At 52.8% G+C, this 17582-nt stretch carries 16 protein-coding genes, 1 tRNA gene and 1 pseudogene; 7 read left to right on the top strand and 11 right to left on the bottom strand.

Going from position 1 to position 17582, the window contains the following annotated elements:
- The first annotated feature begins 32 nt into the window (after nucleotides 1–32).
- Entirely contained in the window at nucleotides 33–2120 is a 2088-nt protein-coding gene (gene pta / locus ABUL11_RS01035) for a phosphate acetyltransferase (protein ID WP_350282008.1), read from the top strand.
- A gap of 174 nt (nucleotides 2121–2294) precedes the next feature.
- Here the strand turns inward: pta and ABUL11_RS01030 are convergent, their stop codons facing one another.
- The 9 genes and pseudogenes from ABUL11_RS01030 to ABUL11_RS00990 all read right to left on the bottom strand — a co-directional run bounded on the left by ABUL11_RS01030 (nucleotide 2295) and on the right by ABUL11_RS00990 (nucleotide 13119).
- On the bottom strand, nucleotides 2295–3245 hold the full coding sequence (locus tag ABUL11_RS01030) for an alpha-L-glutamate ligase-like protein (protein WP_350282007.1): 951 nt from the start codon (nucleotides 3243–3245) through the stop codon (nucleotides 2295–2297).
- A gap of 4 nt (nucleotides 3246–3249) precedes the next feature.
- Nucleotides 3250–4782, bottom strand: coding sequence for an inactive transglutaminase family protein (locus ABUL11_RS01025; RefSeq protein ID WP_350282006.1), 1533 nt, complete (start codon nucleotides 4780–4782; stop codon nucleotides 3250–3252).
- Nucleotides 4779–5360: an ATP-dependent zinc protease family protein gene (locus ABUL11_RS01020; protein WP_350282005.1), complete on the bottom strand. Its 582-nt coding sequence runs from the start codon at nucleotides 5358–5360 to the stop codon at nucleotides 4779–4781. Before ABUL11_RS01020 ends, ABUL11_RS01025 begins: the two co-directional genes overlap by 4 nt.
- 453 nt (nucleotides 5361–5813) lie before the next feature.
- A complete protein-coding gene (locus ABUL11_RS01015) occupies nucleotides 5814–7757 on the bottom strand; it encodes a cytochrome c/FTR1 family iron permease (protein WP_350282004.1) in 1944 nt (647 codons plus the stop codon).
- A 257-nt stretch (nucleotides 7758–8014) separates the two neighbouring features.
- Nucleotides 8015–8263, bottom strand: coding sequence for a sigma factor (locus ABUL11_RS01010; RefSeq protein WP_350282003.1), 249 nt, complete (start codon nucleotides 8261–8263; stop codon nucleotides 8015–8017).
- Between the two features lie 504 nt (nucleotides 8264–8767).
- A complete protein-coding gene (locus tag ABUL11_RS01005) occupies nucleotides 8768–11299 on the bottom strand; it encodes a TonB-dependent siderophore receptor (RefSeq protein WP_350282002.1) in 2532 nt (843 codons plus the stop codon).
- A 242-nt stretch (nucleotides 11300–11541) separates the two neighbouring features.
- Complete coding sequence (locus tag ABUL11_RS01000) at nucleotides 11542–12255, bottom strand: FecR family protein (RefSeq protein ID WP_350282070.1); 714 nt, start codon at nucleotides 12253–12255, stop codon at nucleotides 11542–11544.
- A 123-nt stretch (nucleotides 12256–12378) separates the two neighbouring features.
- A pseudogene (locus ABUL11_RS00995) lies at nucleotides 12379–12534 on the bottom strand (FecR/PupR family sigma factor regulator); the annotation flags it as partial.
- Between the two features lie 78 nt (nucleotides 12535–12612).
- The gene (locus ABUL11_RS00990) at nucleotides 12613–13119 is read right to left on the bottom strand and encodes an RNA polymerase sigma factor (RefSeq protein WP_350282001.1); all 507 of its coding nucleotides are present in this window, start codon (nucleotides 13117–13119) and stop codon (nucleotides 12613–12615) included.
- Nucleotides 13120–13473: 354 nt separating this feature from the next.
- Here ABUL11_RS00990 and ABUL11_RS00985 point away from each other — a divergent pair, with 354 nt between their 5' ends.
- Together ABUL11_RS00985 and ABUL11_RS00980 are read left to right on the top strand one after the other, a co-directional pair.
- Nucleotides 13474–13803 carry a helix-turn-helix domain-containing protein gene (locus ABUL11_RS00985; RefSeq protein ID WP_350282000.1) on the top strand — a complete coding sequence of 110 codons (330 nt, stop codon included), beginning with the start codon at nucleotides 13474–13476 and terminating at the stop codon, nucleotides 13801–13803.
- Nucleotides 13803–15095 (top strand): type II toxin-antitoxin system HipA family toxin, encoded by a 1293-nt coding sequence (locus tag ABUL11_RS00980; protein ID WP_350281999.1) that lies wholly within the window; start codon nucleotides 13803–13805, stop codon nucleotides 15093–15095. Before ABUL11_RS00985 ends, ABUL11_RS00980 begins: the two co-directional genes overlap by 1 nt.
- Before the next feature lie 86 nt (nucleotides 15096–15181).
- On the opposite strand, the gene ABUL11_RS00975 is transcribed toward ABUL11_RS00980, so the two are convergent.
- Nucleotides 15182–15255: transfer RNA gene (locus ABUL11_RS00975), tRNA-Gly, on the bottom strand.
- Between the two features lie 464 nt (nucleotides 15256–15719).
- On the opposite strand from ABUL11_RS00975, the gene ABUL11_RS00970 reads away from it, so the two are divergent.
- From ABUL11_RS00970 to ABUL11_RS00955, 4 genes are all read left to right on the top strand, one after another.
- A complete protein-coding gene (locus tag ABUL11_RS00970; protein WP_350281998.1) occupies nucleotides 15720–15989 on the top strand; it encodes a ribbon-helix-helix domain-containing protein in 270 nt (89 codons plus the stop codon).
- Entirely contained in the window at nucleotides 15976–16344 is a 369-nt protein-coding gene (locus ABUL11_RS00965; RefSeq protein ID WP_350281997.1) for a type II toxin-antitoxin system RelE/ParE family toxin, read from the top strand. Before ABUL11_RS00970 ends, ABUL11_RS00965 begins: the two co-directional genes overlap by 14 nt.
- Before the next feature lie 320 nt (nucleotides 16345–16664).
- On the top strand, nucleotides 16665–16892 hold the full coding sequence (locus ABUL11_RS00960) for a ribbon-helix-helix domain-containing protein (protein WP_350281996.1): 228 nt from the start codon (nucleotides 16665–16667) through the stop codon (nucleotides 16890–16892).
- A gap of 2 nt (nucleotides 16893–16894) precedes the next feature.
- On the top strand, nucleotides 16895–17299 hold the full coding sequence (locus tag ABUL11_RS00955; RefSeq protein ID WP_350281995.1) for a PIN domain-containing protein: 405 nt from the start codon (nucleotides 16895–16897) through the stop codon (nucleotides 17297–17299).
- Nucleotides 17300–17367: 68 nt separating this feature from the next.
- Here ABUL11_RS00955 and ABUL11_RS00950 read toward each other — a convergent pair.
- On the bottom strand, nucleotides 17368–17582 hold a 215-nt coding region (locus tag ABUL11_RS00950; RefSeq protein WP_350281994.1), incomplete at its 5' end, for an MEKHLA domain-containing protein.

The following is a 17582-nucleotide window of genomic DNA, read 5'->3' as shown; positions in this document are numbered from 1 at the left end:
AACCTTTACTTTACGCGAAAAGAATAAAAAACATGCATACTTTCTTTGTTACCTCTACCAGCTTTGGTGTCGGACTCACTTCAACCAGTTTAGGTTTAGTGCGGGCGCTCGAATATGGTGGCCTTAAAGCGGGTTTTTATAAACCTGTCGCTCAGCAACATCCCGGTAATTCCAAACTTGAATATTCCACTGAATTACTCTCGCGAACATTGGGCCTGGCGCCACTCCCTCCGCTTCCATTAGCGACAGTTGAGCATTTGCTGGGTGAAGGCCAGATTGACGATCTGATGGAAGATATCGTCCGACGATTTCAGCAAGCCGCTGAAGGTTATGATGTGATGGTGGTAGAAGGCATGGTTCCTACACGCTATGTCAGCTATGCCTCACGCGTGAATACCAAACTGGCCAGCAGCCTTGATGCCGATATCATTCTGGTTTCATCTGCCAAAGATGATGCACTGCAAGCGATTACAGATCGTATTGAAATTCAGGCTCAATTTTTTGGTGGTACTCAGAATCCCCGTCTATTAGGCGTGATCCTCAATAAAATTCGTACCGATCATTCTGATAATTTTTTTGAACAGCTAAAAAGCCATTCCACCCTATTCCGTCAATCCAGCTTTCAGATTTTGGGTTGTATTCCATGGGAAGATTCCTTGAATGCTCCTCGCATGACAGATGTTGTTACACAGCTACAAGCTCAGACCGTGAACGCGGGTGATAGTGAAAAACGTCGTGTACAAGATATCGTGCTGTTTGCCAGTGCCGTCCCCAATTCAGTGGCATCGTTACGTCCAGGGGTGCTAGTGGTTACGCCAGGCGATCGGGATGATATTATCATGGCCACCAGCCTTGCCGTACTGAATGGTGTACCGCTGGCAGGGCTGCTACTGTGCAGTGATTTTCCGCCGGATCCACGCGTGCTGAAGTTGTGCAAAGGCGCACTGGCTAAAGGATTACCGATTTATACCGTCACGACCAATTCATACGATACCGCCGCTAACCTCCATCGCATGAATCGGGAGATTCCGCTGGATGACCACGAGCGTGCTGAGCGTGTCGCCAACTTTGTGGCGAATCATATTCGCCAGGAATTATTGGTTAAGCGCTGTGGTGAACCACAGGAGAAACGCCTTTCTCCTCCCGCCTTCCGCTATCGCCTGGTCAAGCGGGCACAAGATGCTAACTGCCGTATTGTGTTACCAGAAGGGTGTGAACCACGCACTATACAAGCAGCCACCATTTGCCAGGAACGTGGCATTGCCCGTTGCGTGTTGCTGGCAAAACCCGATGCAGTAAAAGCGGTAGCCAGTGCACATGGCATTACCCTGCCCGAAAGGCTTGAAATGATTGATCCGGAAAAAGTGCGCCGAAATTATGTGATGGCTATGGTGGAGTTACGCAAGCATAAAGGACTAAATGAACCCATGGCGCTAGCACAATTGGAGGACAACGTCGTGTTGGGCACCATGATGCTGGCAACCGGTGAAGTCGATGGCCTCGTCTCCGGCGCAATCAATACCACCGCCAATACCATTCGCCCCGCTTTGCAACTGATCAAAACAGCACCGGGTTTTAAACTTGTCTCCTCTGTTTTCTTTATGCTGTTGCCAGAACAAGTCGTAGTGTATGGAGATTGTGCGGTCAATCCTAACCCTACGGCTGAAGAACTGGCTGATATCGCGCTGCAAAGTGCCGCGTCAGCGCAGGCACTGGATATTGAGCCACGTGTAGCCATGCTGAGTTATTCCACCGGTGATTCCGGTAGTGGGCAAGAAGTGGAAAAAGTACGCGAAGCCACCCGACTGGCCCGTTTGGCACGCCCCGATCTGCTGATCGACGGCCCTCTGCAATACGATGCCGCTGCGATTGCCAGCGTGGGGCAGCAAAAAGCACCTGGCAGCCCGGTAGCCGGGCGCGCTACCGTGTTTATCTTTCCGGATCTCAACACCGGCAATACCACTTACAAAGCCGTGCAGCGCAGCGCCAACGTAGTCAGTATCGGCCCTATGTTGCAAGGCTTGCGTAAGCCCGTGAATGATCTGTCACGCGGTGCATCGGTGGAAGATATTGTTTATACCATTGCCTTGACTGCTGTACAGGCGGCCAGTCAACGCTAATTCCATTTCTAAATCAAAACTAACTTTGTCGGCTTCGCCTGGCCGTATTATTTATACTGTCTGCGGCTCACCTTCGTGTCATTTTTGATTTGGGAATGGAATAAGAACCTCTGATCTTGCGCGAAGGGTAAGGATAAGAACATTACCTGCGACCATAGCCGTAAATACAGAAAATCAGGTCTGATTTTCCAGAAATAATTCCTGTCCCAATGTGGCACGATCTGCTGCCGAAGCAGGGATTTCTTCCAGCTTGGCTATTTTCTCCAGCAAACGGCTCATACCCCTGCGGTTGGCTATCTGAATGGAAAGACCGGGGCGTGCGTTGAGCTCCAGCACCAGCGGACCCAGCTCCCGGTCGAGCACGACATCCACTCCCAGATATCCCAATCCGACCAGACCGTGGCATTGTGCCGCCAGCGTCAGCAGTTTATGCCAGTGAGGAATTGCAAGCCCATTGATGGTAGCACCGGTATCTGGATGCTGCTCGATCGGATAATTCTGCCAGATAGCGTGGGTAGTGCGACCGGTCATCAGATCGATCCCCGCTCCTACGGCACCCTGATGAAGATTGGCTTTACCATCCGACATGCGGGTTGGCAAGCGCACCATACAGGCCACCGGAATTCCTCTGAACACGATGGTCCGAATATCCGGTACACCGCGGTAAGAAACTGTTTCGAACAGGGGATCGAATTTGACCCGGTATTCGATCAGCGCCTGGTCTGGCTGTCCACCCAGACTGTAGAGGCCGCTAAGTACATTCGAGACGTGATATTCGATATCTTCTTCAGTCAACAGATCGCCATTATTCTGCCGATAACGGCCGTTGAGACGGCCGGTAACGACACAGATACCGTTTCCTCCCGAACCATGTGCCGGCTTTATCACGAAATCCTCGTGATCCTTGACGATATCAGGAAAACTGGCAACATCATGCTGAATTTCAATGACACCATACAATTCGGGTACCGCAATACCGGATGTAATCGCCAGATATTTGGTCCGCAATTTGTCGTCCACCAGCGGATAAAGCGAGCGCTCGTTATAACGCAGAATGAAATCAGCATTACGCTGATTCATGCCGACAACCCCGCTCTGCCTGAGTTTCTTCAGGAACTGGAGCATGGCGTTACGGCTTGTTCCGTGCGAACGCACGGAAACGCCAAAGCTCCATCAGCCGGTAACCGGAGTAGCGACCCAGCAGCAAGATCACAGCCAGTACTACCAGCAGCAACTCCGGAAATACGAAGAACATGTATTGAAATTCGCCGATATTCATAGCCAAGTACCCTATTACCGCCACCAGCATACTGCCTGACACCTGCTTGAATGCTTCAGCCGGCCCGGCCTCTTCCCAGGTCAGCGACATACGTTCAATCGTCATCGTCATGATTACCATCGGGAACAAGGCCACGGACAATCCCATTTCAAATCCGAGCTTGTGCATGATGACGCTGAGACCTGCCATCAGCAGGACAACCATGGTCAGCACCGCTGCCAGACGGGGAACCAGTAGCAGCTTCAACTGCTCGACATAGGCGCGCAACAGCAACCCGAGTCCCACGATCAGGCTGAACAGGATCAGCCCCCAGAACAATTCTGTTTCACGGAAAGCCAGAGCGATCAGGATAGGCATGAATGTACCAAACGTGCGAATCCCGATGATGTTGCGCATAAATACGACGACCAGTGCTCCCAGCGGCACCATCAGCAGCACCTTGTACACATTCTGAGTATGTACCGGTAAGGAATACAACGAAAAATCCATCATGTGAGAGCCTTTTTCCGCCGAACGGAAGCCGGCAATGTTGACGGTTTCCTGCAATGTTCTGGCAACTGAATACTGGATCCCGGATTCGGAAGCGCCTTCAATCGAGAAAGAACGATCATCATCGATCTGCCAGATAATGAAACTCGACGGCAGGCCCTCCTGGCCATTCTTAATATTCAGGGTACGCCACTGCTCACCATCATAAACCTGCAGAAAATGTTCCAGATCCGCATATTCCTTATCATCCTGCAAGCGTAATCCGCGAATGACACGAGAAGGAATACGGGCACCGGCCAAAACCCAACTTAGGGTTTTTGCCAAATTACGTGTACGGCTGACATGCTTCACCAGCAATTTCAGCTCCGGTATTGATGCAGCTGCATTCAATTGTTCAATCACCCGCTGTGCAAAGGAAACGGTATCAGCTGACTGCTGACGCGCCTTGTCCAATACTCCCTGAATCACAGGTACCAGATTCTCGGGATACTCGGGCGGCTTTGGATAAACCGGTACTTCATCCGTTCTAGGAATAATTTCTTCGTTTTCGAACAATATGGCCCGGTAAAACAGCAACTGCTTACCTTGCGCTCTTCGCTTGGCCCATCGCGCAACACGGCTGGTGTTATCCTGTTCGATTGCCAGCCCATAATCAGCGCTGACAAAATCTTCATCGAGAATGGAATAACCGGCAGGATTGAAAGGCAGCGGCAGGGTTACCTTAATTGCACTGTCCGGCTTGGCACGAAAACTGATACGAGCTTCGATATTCCATACCTGTGCCTGTTCTGACGCAGTCAAAGGCAGACCGATTACGGCAGCCTTGTAATAAGCCAGCGCCAATCCCGTGAGACACAGTATGAACACCAGCAGATACAGATGCAGTTTCCTCATTCTGGTTGCCCTGATTCATCGTCCTTCTTTTTCTTTTTGATATGGCCACACACTGCCTTGGTGAGATAGGCACGTGCAGGATCGACTACCACATATCCGGCCAGCGCCTTGCGCCCGAGCAACACCGGGTAATTCAAAGCACGACGATCGATCAGATCGAACTCGGCTTCCCGGATTTCATCAGCCAAACAAATTTCCATGGAGATTACCGGACGTTCCTGCGGAGGGCCATCATGCTGCTTGATTTTAACCATGCGCACTAGTGGACGCTCGATCTCGACGGTACGCTCCCCCGTACCTTTCTTGAAGTCAAAAGTAAACCTGACCCAGGTCTTGCCATTTCTCTTGAACACATTAATATCCCGAGCACTCATGGAAGCAGTATTAGCGCCAGTATCGATTCGGGCAGGTGTCTTGATCCCCCAGGGCTCCAGACGGATAAATTCTACCCAGCCAAGGATTTTCAGAGATTCCGGGGTCGTTGTGGTTTTTTCCGCTGCAATCACGCCAAAAGATGTCAATAACAATAAAACGGCGAACAGGCTGTGCAACAGCGATCTGATTGAACGAATAGTCATCAGTTTCTTTCGGAAATTTTTTGTAGTAGTTAAAGAACCACTCTCAGTACGAGCAGTCATCGGACAAAGATAAGACTGGTTTAACAGCCACATGATAAACGGGCCCAAGAAGCTGGATCTTCTCTCACAGACCAGATAAAGAGATCACTTACAACCCGCAAACGGTCCAATTATACATGGGGATACCAGCAGAAATCGTACCTTTCTAAAATAGAAGGTACTGTATACGACAGTTCCGGTGCAACAGAAGCAGATAAGTGGCCAGCATCGGCATACCTGCAAATCGGTGATTACTTTATCCTCAGGCGCTCTTTTGCGCGAGTACCGTACAGTTTTTCAACTACAGTAATGAAGTAACGCAACAATCCGAATTCCATGGCCGCCTCCCGCTCGGGCGGCCATGAAGGACTTGATTAGAAATTCCCTGGTGCGGGCAACAATATCATCACGTGCTTACGCCACCTTTCTGCGGTTGAACCAGAATCCACCTACGATCAGTAACAGCGTCAACGCCTGCAGCACAAGGCCTTGCGTGGTCGGATAGATGCCCAGCAGCGGCAGCGAAACGAAGCGCACCGCCGTCGCGTCGAGCACGCCTGCCTCCTGCAGGGCTGCGACACCGTTACCGACGAACACGACGGCCATGAACGCCAGCAGTGCCGACATAACCGCGAAAAACGGTCCGATCGGCAACCGCACGCTATAGCGCAGGATGGCGCCACCGATCAGCACCAGCAGCACTGCTGCAGCTGCAATGCCCCACAGTATGGCAGTATGACCTTCCACGCCCGCCTGCACCCACAGTGCCTCGTAGAACAGGATTACTTCGAACAGTTCACGGTACACTGCGAGGAACGAGATACCAGCCATCGCCCACAGCGTACGCTTGCCAAGTGCTACATTTACCTGCTCGCGGATAAAGCGGCTCCAGGCCTGCGCATTCGCGCGACTGTGCAGCCACCAGCCCACGTACAGCAGCATCGCCGCTGCCAGCAGCGCTGTGATACCCTCGGTGAGTTCACGGTTTGCACCTGAGATATTGATCACATAGCTTGCCACCACCCAGGTGATAATCCCCAACACCATCGCACCTATCCAGCCAGCATGGATGTAGGGCAAGGCATCGCGCCGCCCAGTCTTGATGACAAAGGCAATGATGGCCGACAGGACCAGGATCGCCTCCAACCCTTCGCGCAGCAAGATCAGCAGCGAACTCACGAAAGCCGCCATCGGCGACAAACTCCCGCTCGACAGCGCATCGTCGGCGCGATCAAGCAGTGCCTTGACCTTAGTGACCTGGGCTGACACAGCTTCGGCAGGCTGGCCGTCACCAATAGTCGCACGCAACGCCATCATTTCGCGCTCGATCTCAGTACGCAATGGCGCATCCACGTTATCCAGAGCAGATTCAACCAGCTCGAAGCCTTCCAGGTAGGCCGCAATCGCCAACCGACGTGCGCCCTCACGATCGCCACGAGCATAGGACTGCACTGCCTCATCGAGCTTGGTGCGCGAGAATGCCAGTGGCGCCGGTGCGGACGCCTGCAGTGCCTGCGGCTGCTGCGTCAGATAAGCACGCACTGCATCCAGCGCCGTGCCAGCCTCAGCCTGCTCGCCCGGTGCCTTGGCAACCAGGGAGCGTAAACTGTCGAACACAGGCTTTCCCTGCCCTTCGCGCCATGCGGCCTCGCCATGCGCAATGGCCTCCGGGTCGGCGCGCAGATTACCTGTAAAGAAAGCGAGTGCCCAGCGGTCAGCTTCAGAGAATTCGGTAAATGCACGCATCGGCGTGCCGCCCACTCCAAGGGAAATGGTGTTATAAAGGCCATAAAGACTACGCTGGCGCATGCGCTCCTCATCGTGGAAATCGCTGGGGGCCGGCTCCATGTCTTTGGATAACGGCCCATCACCGCGACCCTGCGCACCATGGCAGGTGGCGCAGTGCTGAGCAAATAATCTGGCGCCCAGTGCCAGATCTGGCGCCAGACGCGGTGCTACGTTGAGCTTCCACGCCTGAATTACGCCCGAGCGCAGTTGGCCGGCCAGCGAGGAAACCTCGCTGCCCGGCGCCTTGGCATCAATGTTCGCCAGCAGCGTACGAGCCCGCTCCAGTAGCGCCGGCTGCTCCGGCACCGCTGGCAACTGCTCCAACAGTGTGATGGCCTGCGTGGCAAATTCACGCTGCTCCTCGTACTCCTCAGCATTGAGCACCTTGCCGTCCTGCACGAACTCCGGATAATCCACCCCCACATAATCGAGCATGTGCACGATGGTCTGCGCCTTCTCGTCATCAGCTGGCGCGGCGATGGCTGTGCCATGCAAGCTGGCCATAAATATGAGCATTACCAGCCACTGAACCAGCAGATTCGACAGAAAAAAAAGCTTGAGTTTGTTCATTATTTCATCTCCAGATGCTCGAATTTGATCAATCCATCATTGTTAGCCACCCTGTTCCGGTGATAAAACCCACCAGAGCACCTCATACTGTGCACGATTTCTTCCGAGGTATAGCCATTCGGTCTTGTTCCATAGAAAGACCTGTTTGCACTTCAACAGAAGCTCCAGCAAGGTGGCGCGAAGCGCTTGGCGGCAGTTCCACAGTTTGAAGCACCATACCCGGATCATGCCGCAAAGGATGTTCATCGTCGGTCAGCTCATGCAGGAGGCAGTACCTCAGGGCGTGACTGCCGACGAATTTCACTGATCAGACGATTCTGAGCCGCTCGGTACAAGTACGCTTTCTGATCAATCGCGGCCGCGTGTTCACCACGCAGCAATCCTTCGATGGAATCCTGGGCTGCATCTTCCGCATCGTGCGGCAAGGAACTTCTCTTCGCCCATGTCCCGATCAGCCCGCTGTAGTAAGCGAGCCAGCCTTTCTTGGGCGCAGGTGGACGAGACATAGCGAATGGAAAAGTAAACAGACGTAGCAAACCGCATATGATAGCAATAATTCTCATTCCAACATAGAAACCGCAGCTGGACGTGCCCAAGTGTGCACCTGGCGCGTTACCTGGCTACGTTGCGCCTCGACGACGAATAATTCTATTTACAATTCATTAGTAGAATAATTATCGCTATCTATACTGATGGAGATAAGCTATGTCACGCCCAGCCAGTGGAAGACACAGATGTATTGTTCAAGGCCAGACAAAGCATTGCCTCAGCAACGACGGTAGAGCAGTTGCGCCAGGCACAGGCAGGGTGCTGCCGATGCACCCAAAGCGGGTGGACGGGCGGCAAAACGGATCTTCAAGAGCCTGAACGCTCTTGAAGACCCTTTGAGCAAAGCACTCAGAGCCTGCGAGCAAGACTACACAATAATTGCATCGATTGTGCCCTGGCCGTGGATCATTACCGCACTATTAATTACATTAATGAATTAGAAATAGAATTACTGGCGTATTTCAATAACTATATCGCATACTCACCAGGAAATTACGAGGTTCAGCATAAAAATTACCATAGTCTGAATATCCCACGGTTTGGTAGTATTTCTTGTCGAAGACATTGTTAACATTGAGAGTCGTAGACCAATGTTTGTTGATGTAGTATTGGGCAAACAAATCAACTACTATGCGTCCTGGTGCGGTAAATTCATAATCGACCGAGGGACCATCATATAGGCCAGTAGCCAGATTGAACGTTCTCGCCGATCCTTTTTGATAGGTCGAACTTTGTGCGGTGACACCACCGCCTAGTTTTAGGCCACTCAATATATTTCTCAACTCATAACTCGACCATAATTTGAATAGGTGTTTTGGGGTGACAGTACTGTATCGGCCATTGCCCGCTTTGTCCTCATTGTTGTTAAACGTATAGCCAGCCTGAATCTGCCAACCTGAAATAATTTCACCGCTAACTTCAATGTCTACACCTCTGCTGGTGACGCGGCCATCATCAAGATAACAGCAGTTATTGCCTAGATCGCCAGAAAAAGGGGGATAGGCTGGGTCCCGTACTGCCTGACCATTACGCTTGATAGAAAAAAAAGCAAGTGCTGTATTCATTCGTTCATTGAACAGACTGCCCTTCATACCAACCTCATAGCTACGCCCAGTGATAGGGTTAAGAGGCGTGCCAGGCAAAGGTCCCTTGTGATTGCTAGCTTGAGATTTATAGGTTTCAGAGATGCTCGCATAGGTCGACCACTGTTTTGTTAAATCGTAAACTAGGCCTAAATAAGGCGTAAAAACCGTGCTATCTTCGTATCTTGTTAAAGTGGTACGATTAACGATGCTAGTATTCTCGTCAAAGTAATCCCAAGTATTGTCGTATTTATACCAGCTCAATCGTCCGCCAACAATCAATTTCAGAGGCTCTGTGATTTGGGCTACGAGTGATCCATACACGCCCTTTTGTATGGTTTTATACTTCCCCTTGTTGAAAATAAAATAAGGTTCATTTGAAATATAATTGTTTGGGTCAAACTCAAAAATATTTGGAGAGCTCCAGTAAGTATTCCTACGAATGTCAAGTTCTGCAGAAAGCTCACGTTCGTTGATATTTGCACCCAAAATTACCTTATGTTTTCTACCAAGCAGATGGAATGCACCCTTCAACACAGCATCGAGTGTTCTTTGTGTTTCGTCATAATAGAATTGACGATCCCTACCTATACCGTTTAGACCTGTAAAGGTAATCGGGTCGATCGCTCCATCCCACGCTATATCTCGGCGATAATTTCTGCTTTCGGCTCGTGATGCTTCGATACCCAAGGCCCAATCTGTTCCAATTTCCTGATCAATGCGGATGAATTGCTTATTATTTTTTCTAAGCCAGCGATCATCAGGTCCTCCCAGATATAAACTCCGCCGCAGGCCGATATCTTCTCCGTTTGAATATCGAGGCAGGCCAAAGGCACTAAACGCACCGAAATCCTGACGCATAATATAACCGCCAACAGTGAACATTGTGCTGTCGGTGATATCCACTTCGACGATACCATAGAATAATTGTTTATCGCTTTTGCCGAAATCGTAGAAATATTTCCGGTCTTCATAGACACCGACGAGGCGCCCACGGATACGTCCACCTATAATTGAGCCGCCGACATCGAGTTCACCTCGGTAGTTATTCCAGCTACCCGCATGGGCGAGTGCCTTCACCTGAAACTGCTTCGTTGGTTTCTTGCGCACAAGATTGATCGCACCACCCGGTTCGCCTGAAGTGCCATAGAGCGCATCGGAGCCACGCAAAACCTCAACACTATCGAACATGGCAAGATCCAGTTGAGCCGTATTGAGGCCACCACTTAGACCACCTTCTCCATACATCGGGCTATTGCCGTCGATCTGGAAATTTGTGATCTTAAAACCTCGAGAATAAAAGGATGAATTAGTAGTATTATCCTGCTGGACCGTGACGCCAGGTGTGCGAATCATCAGATCGTCCAGTGTCTTTAGCTCCTGATCATCAATACGCTGGCGCGTCATCACTGTAACTGTCTGTGGCAATTCCTTGAGCATCTGCCCTTTGCCGTAGGAGGATTGGCTGGTCGTGTAGGAGCCTGTGCCTTCGGTAACGCCATCAGTAAGACTCGTCCCTGTAACGGTTACCGGCGTCAGTTGCGTCATCTCTCCTGATGTTGGCCGCGAAAGCGATACATTCTTTCCCGTTCGACGAAACTCGATGCCGGTACCGGCCAACACACGCCGCAACGCCTGATCTGCCGTCAGGCTGCCGGAAACGTTCGGCACATTCAGCCCCCGTACCATTTCCGGCAAATAGAAAATCTGAAGCCCTGTCTGTTCGCCCAATTGTTCCAGAGCCGCATCCAGCGATTGCGCCGGGATGCTGATCGAGACAGGTATTTCTTGCGCCTGAACACCCTGCGGGGCCATACTTAAGGCAAGAACGATCGAAAGTACCAGGGCGTTAATACCAATCAGCGTCGTACCCCGGCGCTGCAAGGCTGTTGGTGTAGCTTGCTTGTCCATGAATGAATTCCAGAAAATAAATACGCGCACACGGCGCAGATACCCCTGATTTGGCCAGGGTTTTGGAGGGGAGCCTGATATTGAAAAACACACCCCTTACAGGTAAGACGCCGTAGCGAAGAATTTTCCGGAATGATTCTCAACACGAAATTGATACTGAATGTATCTTTTAAGAGATGGAACGAGGACACCGCCAGCGTCGGCGGTAAAGCAGGGAAATCAGCAGATTACCCGGGGAAAGCTCAGCGGCTCATCACAAGTATAACGTCGCCGTCGGCGTGGCGTATGACGGCCACTGGCGCGATGTCGGGCAGGATGTCCAGAGCCGCTTCCGGTGTCTCGATGCTCAGCGTGCCGGAGATACGCAGCTGGCCCAATCGGGCATCGGCGATACGCAGCGGGTGGGTCAGGTAGCGGCTCAGCTCGGCCACCACATCAGATAGTGGAACATCGCGAAAGACCAGACGTCCCCGCTGCCATGCCGTGATAGTCTCGATATGATCAGGGTACGGAGATATCAGACCGTCTTGCGGCGATGCCACAGAAACCTGGCCCGCCGTCAGAAGTGCATGTTTGCGTCGCCACCAGGGGCCGGCGGAAAACTCGACCGATCCTTCCTGCACTGCGACCATGACACGACCTTGGTCACGCCGCACGTCGAATTGCGTGCCGGTGACCAGCACGCGTGCATCGCCCGCTTCGACCAGAAACGGCCTGGCGGTATCGTGGTTGATGGAAAACAAAGCCTCGCCACGATGCAGTTCGACAGTGCGGCGAGCATCATAAAAGGCAATGGAGATATCTGTGTCGGTATTCAGATCGATATGTGAACCATCCGGCAGCCCGATTTGCCGACGCTCTCCTTTCGACGTAGCCAGCCGCTGGGTGAATGTGGGAGACGGCGCCCAGATATCGCGCGTCAACCAGCTTGCGGTAACCACGGCCACGCATGTCACGCCGGCACCGATCAGCATTCGTCGACGCCCGGGGTGTGGCTGATCGTCATCGGTTTTGTCCATGATGGCACGCATCTCGTCCATTGGCAGGTAATCAGCGACCTTCCAGACATCCTGCAAAGATCGGTATTCCCGCTCATGCGCGGGGTCACGTGCAAGCCAGTCGTCGAGCTCTCGTCGCTCATCAGGCGTCAGGGTACCGAGCTGAACCTTCGAGAACCAGTGCAGGGCCTGTTCGCGCGGCGTAGTTCGGTCGGTCGAATGGTCAGTTGGAGTCATTGCGCGCGTCGCGAAGGACACAGGGCATGAAAAATAACCCTTCAATGATAAGACGTCTGGGCATACGAAAATCCGGAATCAGTGCGGCGCATGGTTTTGTAACCTTTCCTGAAGATGCCGCAGTGCCCGCTTCATATACTTTTCGACCGAACTGGGCGTCAATTGTAATTTGTGCGCGATTTCTTCCTGGGTATAGCCTTCGATCTTATTCCACAAAAAGACCTGTTGGCACTTCAATGGAAGCTCCAGTAAGGCCGCTCGAAGCGCTTGCGTCAGTTCCGCAGTTCGAAGTGCCACGTCCGGATCATGCTGCAGGGGATGTTCATCGTCGCTCAGCTCATGCAGGGGCAGTACTTCATGGCGTGACTGCCGGCGAATTTCACTGATCAGACGATTCTGAGCCGCCCGGTACAAGTACGCTTTCTGATCGATTGCAGCCGCGTGTTCACCACGCAGCAATCCTTCGATGGAATCCTGGGCTGCATCTTCCGCATCGTGCGGCAAGGAACTTCTCTTCGCCCATGTCCCGATCAGCCCGCTGTAGTAAGCGAGCCAGCCTTTCTTGGGCGCAGGTGGACGAGACATAGCGAATGGAAAAGTAAACAGACGTAGCAAACCGCATATGATAGCAATAATTCTCATTCCAACATAGAAACCGCAGCCGAACGCACCCGAGGAACCTCGCGATCGATTGTCAGCAACTTTCGCTGGAAGTCAACAAATCAGAAATTTGCAGTGGAGCGGGTGAAGGGAATCGAATCTGGCATTCAACCCTCTGATTAATAGAGAGCAATCTCAGTTCGAGAAGCGAAGATGTACCGTATTTTGCACCCGTTTTATGACTGCTGTCTACACTGTGGAGCCGCCGCAGCTCATAAACCATAATTGCTCCAATTGGAACATAAATATATAATTAATAGTCTTATGAGAACTTTAACTATGGAAAACCCTATTCCTTTGCCCGTGGAGCGTGCGATCCGGAAGCTCGGCAACGATATCTCCCTGGCTCGCAGGCGACGCCGCATCTCCCAGTCCTCGCTTGCCAAGCGCATGGGTGCGTCCCTGTCTACCGTGCGCCGGATGGAGAAAGGCGACGTCAAGGTGCCCATCCACTTCTTCGCCCGAGCTCTGCACGTCTTTGGCGAAATCCAGGCACTTGGGCGCCTGCTGGACACGCCGAACGACGAAATCGGACTGATGCTGATGGATGAGCACTTGCCCAAGCGCGTGCGCAGCAAGTCCGGCAGCTCTTCTTCTGGAGCGCTGTGATGGCAGTCGCCACGCCCACCCGCCAACAAGTCCAGGTATACATCGGCAAAGCTGGCCTGCCGCTCGGCTCACTCGTGTACGTGCAGCAAGGCCAGCGCCAGCATTGCACCTTCACCTATGACGAGACCTGGCTGGCCAACCCTGAACGGTTCAGCGTATCTGCTGACCTGCAACTGATGCCAGGCTACCAGCCACACAAGGCAGCCTCGCCACATGGCTCCGTATTCCACGGCGCAATTGCCGATACCGCCCCCGACGCCTGGGGCCGCCGCGTCATCGCCCGCGACCATGCCAGGCGCCGCCGCAGCGACCCGAAACTGCCGCTCCTGACCGAGTTGGACTATCTGCTGGCGGTCGATGACTTCAGCCGCGTTGGCGCACTACGTCTACGTGATCCTAAAGGAATCTGGCATAGAACGGTGCCAGAAGGTCGACGCGCTACCCCGCCGATGATCGAGCTGGAACATATCTATCGGGCCAGTCGCGCCATCGAGCGCGGGCAGGAGACGGCGGAAGACTTACGCTACCTGCAAGGTAAAGGCACTTCGCTGGGTGGCATGCGTCCCAAATGCACGATCGTGGATGAAGACGGCTGGCTTGCCATCGGCAAGTTCCCCAGCGTGAACGACACGCGTAGTGTCACCCGCGGCGAGGTGCTGGCGTTGAAGCTGGCGCAATTGGCTGGCATCGATGCCGCGCCTGCTCGCATCGCCTCCCTGGAAGATGTACCCATAGCCGTCATCCGACGGTTTGATCGTGATGGTAATGATGGCCGCATTCCTTATCAGTCGGCGGCATCGCTATTGCAGGTCTCGCGTGAGGAGGAGCGCAGCTACACGGAAATCGCGGACGCTATCCGTTCCCACGGCCACTCGCCTACTCGAGATTTGTACCAACTCTGGCGCCGCCTTGTGTTCAACCTGCTGATTACCAATGTGGATGATCACCTGCAGAATCATGGTTTCCTGCATGTGGAACATGGCTTGTGGCGCCTTGCGCCTGCATTCGACATCAACCCGTTTCCGGACAAGGAGCGGGAGTCCAAGATCTGGCTATCCGAGGAAGACGGGCCGATCACCGATGTGCATATGCTGCTGGCTCGTGCGCCCTACTTCGCTCTGGATAAGGAGCAAGCTCTGAATATATTGGCAGAAGTCCATGCAGCAGTAACGAATTGGCGACAAATCGCTCTTGGTGCAGGAGTTGGACTGCGCGCGCACGAACTGGACGATTTTGCGGTCGCGTTCGAGCATGAGCAGATAGGCACGACTGCTGCATTGCTCAAGCGGTAAAAGGGGTGGGCAACATGGTCATTCCCGACAACTCGCCTGGTTCTGCAGATGGGCTGTGTCGTTGAAATGCCCCTGGAAAAGTCGCATGGAGCGGGTGAAGGGAATCGAACCCTCGTATGCAGCTTGGGAAGCTACCGTTCTACCATTGAACTACACCCGCCTGTTTGTTTCGGGAGAGGATATTTGCAAAACTGTGCTTTCATCATCTGAATTACACAATCTGACGATTATAACAAGACATTTCCGGATCAAACTGTTTTCAAATTATGAATCATCCAATATTTCCCTGTTGTCGCAAGGTATACAGAGAATAGGTGGCACAGGCCGCCGAATGCTTTCAGAAGTGCGCTTTTGCCACATCAGAATCGGGACCTTGAACGCAAGCGATCGTCTCATAATTGAAGCAGGCTCAGGATATTTTTCGACATTTCACCAATAATCAAGACAGAACAGAAGTCGCAGCTGCCGGGCGATGGAGTGTCGAATCGAGGTGAAGGCTGAACTTCGCGGAGTGGGTGAAATCACAACTTCTCATAGCACTATGGCGCAATATTGGGCAATGGTTACGACAAACGAGCTTCCTTATGCGACAATGTGCCCATCAAGTCAATTCAGGAGATTTCCATGTCCGAACGCATCAATGCCCGCCTGTCCCGGCCTCTGGCCGAATTCGTGGAGCGCATGGTCGGCGAGGATGGCCTTTACGAAACCCCCAGCGAGTACGTGCGCGACCTGATCCGCCGCGACATGGAGCGACGCGAAGGCCAGATCGTGCAAGACGCCATTCTGAGTGGCTACCGCGACCTGGCAGCAGGCCGCGTCTTTGCATCCAGCGGCGACTTCAATGCCGACATGGCGATGCTCGACCGCAAGGAAACCGATGGCTGGCAATGATCATCCGCCGCCCCCCGCATTCTTGCTGACTCGCAACGCAGCACTAGACCTGCACCGCATCCACGCGCGGTCGTGCCGCGAATGGGGTGACGATGTCGCTGATCGTTACGTCGCCGACCTATACGCAGCGATGGGCGTGGCTGCGATCAATCCGGAAACGGGCCATCTCCGGCAATACCGTTCGGCTCCGTTTCTGATGATTCCGGCGCAGCAGCACTTCGTGGTCTACGACGTCGTGCCGCAAGGTATTGCGGTGCTGACAGTTCAGCACCAAGTGCGCGACATCGAAACCCTGATCGAAGAGTTGACGCCGGCCTTCCGCAACGAAGTTGAGCGACTGAGACGCAAGGCCTGATCGTGAAGTATGAATCGTATGGGAAGTTGTTGGAAAAACAAGCGTAGCGTGGTTCCGCGAGCTGGCAAAAGTGGAAATGGTTGGCAGGTGTTTTCTATAAAATAAGAGACTATGCAGAATGTGAACATCCTACATGGCGTATACAACCTGTACAGATTGCAAAATACTTTTGCCGGAAGAACGCGACGCAAGAATCGGGTAAGGCTGACAGAAAGAAGAAGGGATGAGTGATCTGCATGCTCGTATCCAATCACCCTCATTGATAGTTTCTTACATCACACTTATATTTTCTAATATATTTTATTTGTTTGAGGTGCATCATGTCGCAAATCACGCTTTATCTCGATGATGACATCCAGGCGTTGATCGAGCAACGCGCCAAGGCCAGCGGGCTATCCAAAAGCCGTTGGGTATCCGAATTCATTACCAAATATGCCACACAGGAATGGCCGCAGGACTGTCTGGAACTGGCGGGGCGTTTTGCCGATTTTCCGCTGCGTGAAGAAGCTGCCCCGCCACCTGCTGATACGCCGCGCCTGGAATGCTGAACATGCTGATTCTGGATAGCAATAACATCAGTTATTACTTTCGCGGTGATCCGCAAGTGGTGCCGCGTTTGCAGGCACAACGCCCGCATGATGTGGCTGTACCCGCCATTGTGGAATATGAACTGCGCTACGATCTGCTGCGTTTGCCGCCCGAAATGGCTGCGCCACGTCTGGCTGCCCTGACTACCTTGCTGCTACCCATGCAGAAACTGCCTTTCGACAGCGAATGTGCCGACCATGCTGCCCGCATTCGGGCAACGCTGGAAGCAGCAGGAAACCTTACTGGACCGCACGATACTCTGATTGCCGCCACTGCCTTGCGTCACGGCGCAGCACTGATCACACGCGACGTGCGTGAATTTTCCCGTGTACCAGGTTTGCAATGGATAAACTGGCATGAGGGTTGAACCAATTCGTCCATTCCGGCGCTTACGCTGACGATATCCTCATCGTGCTGAACCCGGCACCCAGAATTTCAGTCTGCGGTAAACACCGTTTGTAATACTTCCCACTCTGGAATCATCGCAGCCTGCCCATAAAAGCAATCGCTCTCATCCAGCAGGTTCCAGACGGTTGCATGGCGTATCAGAAACCGGCGGCCATCGGCAGCAATACGAACACCCGTGTAGTCATCGATGTAGCCATCGCGTGCTACACGATCCAGCAGGCGCGTACGTTCTGCGCGATCCA

The organism is Nitrosomonas sp., assembly GCF_040256045.1.
In the GTDB taxonomy this organism is placed as follows: Bacteria; Pseudomonadota; Gammaproteobacteria; order Burkholderiales; family Nitrosomonadaceae; genus Nitrosomonas.
The sequence above is the reverse complement of the archived record's forward strand: the minus strand, read 5'-3'. Positions and strand labels throughout refer to the sequence as shown.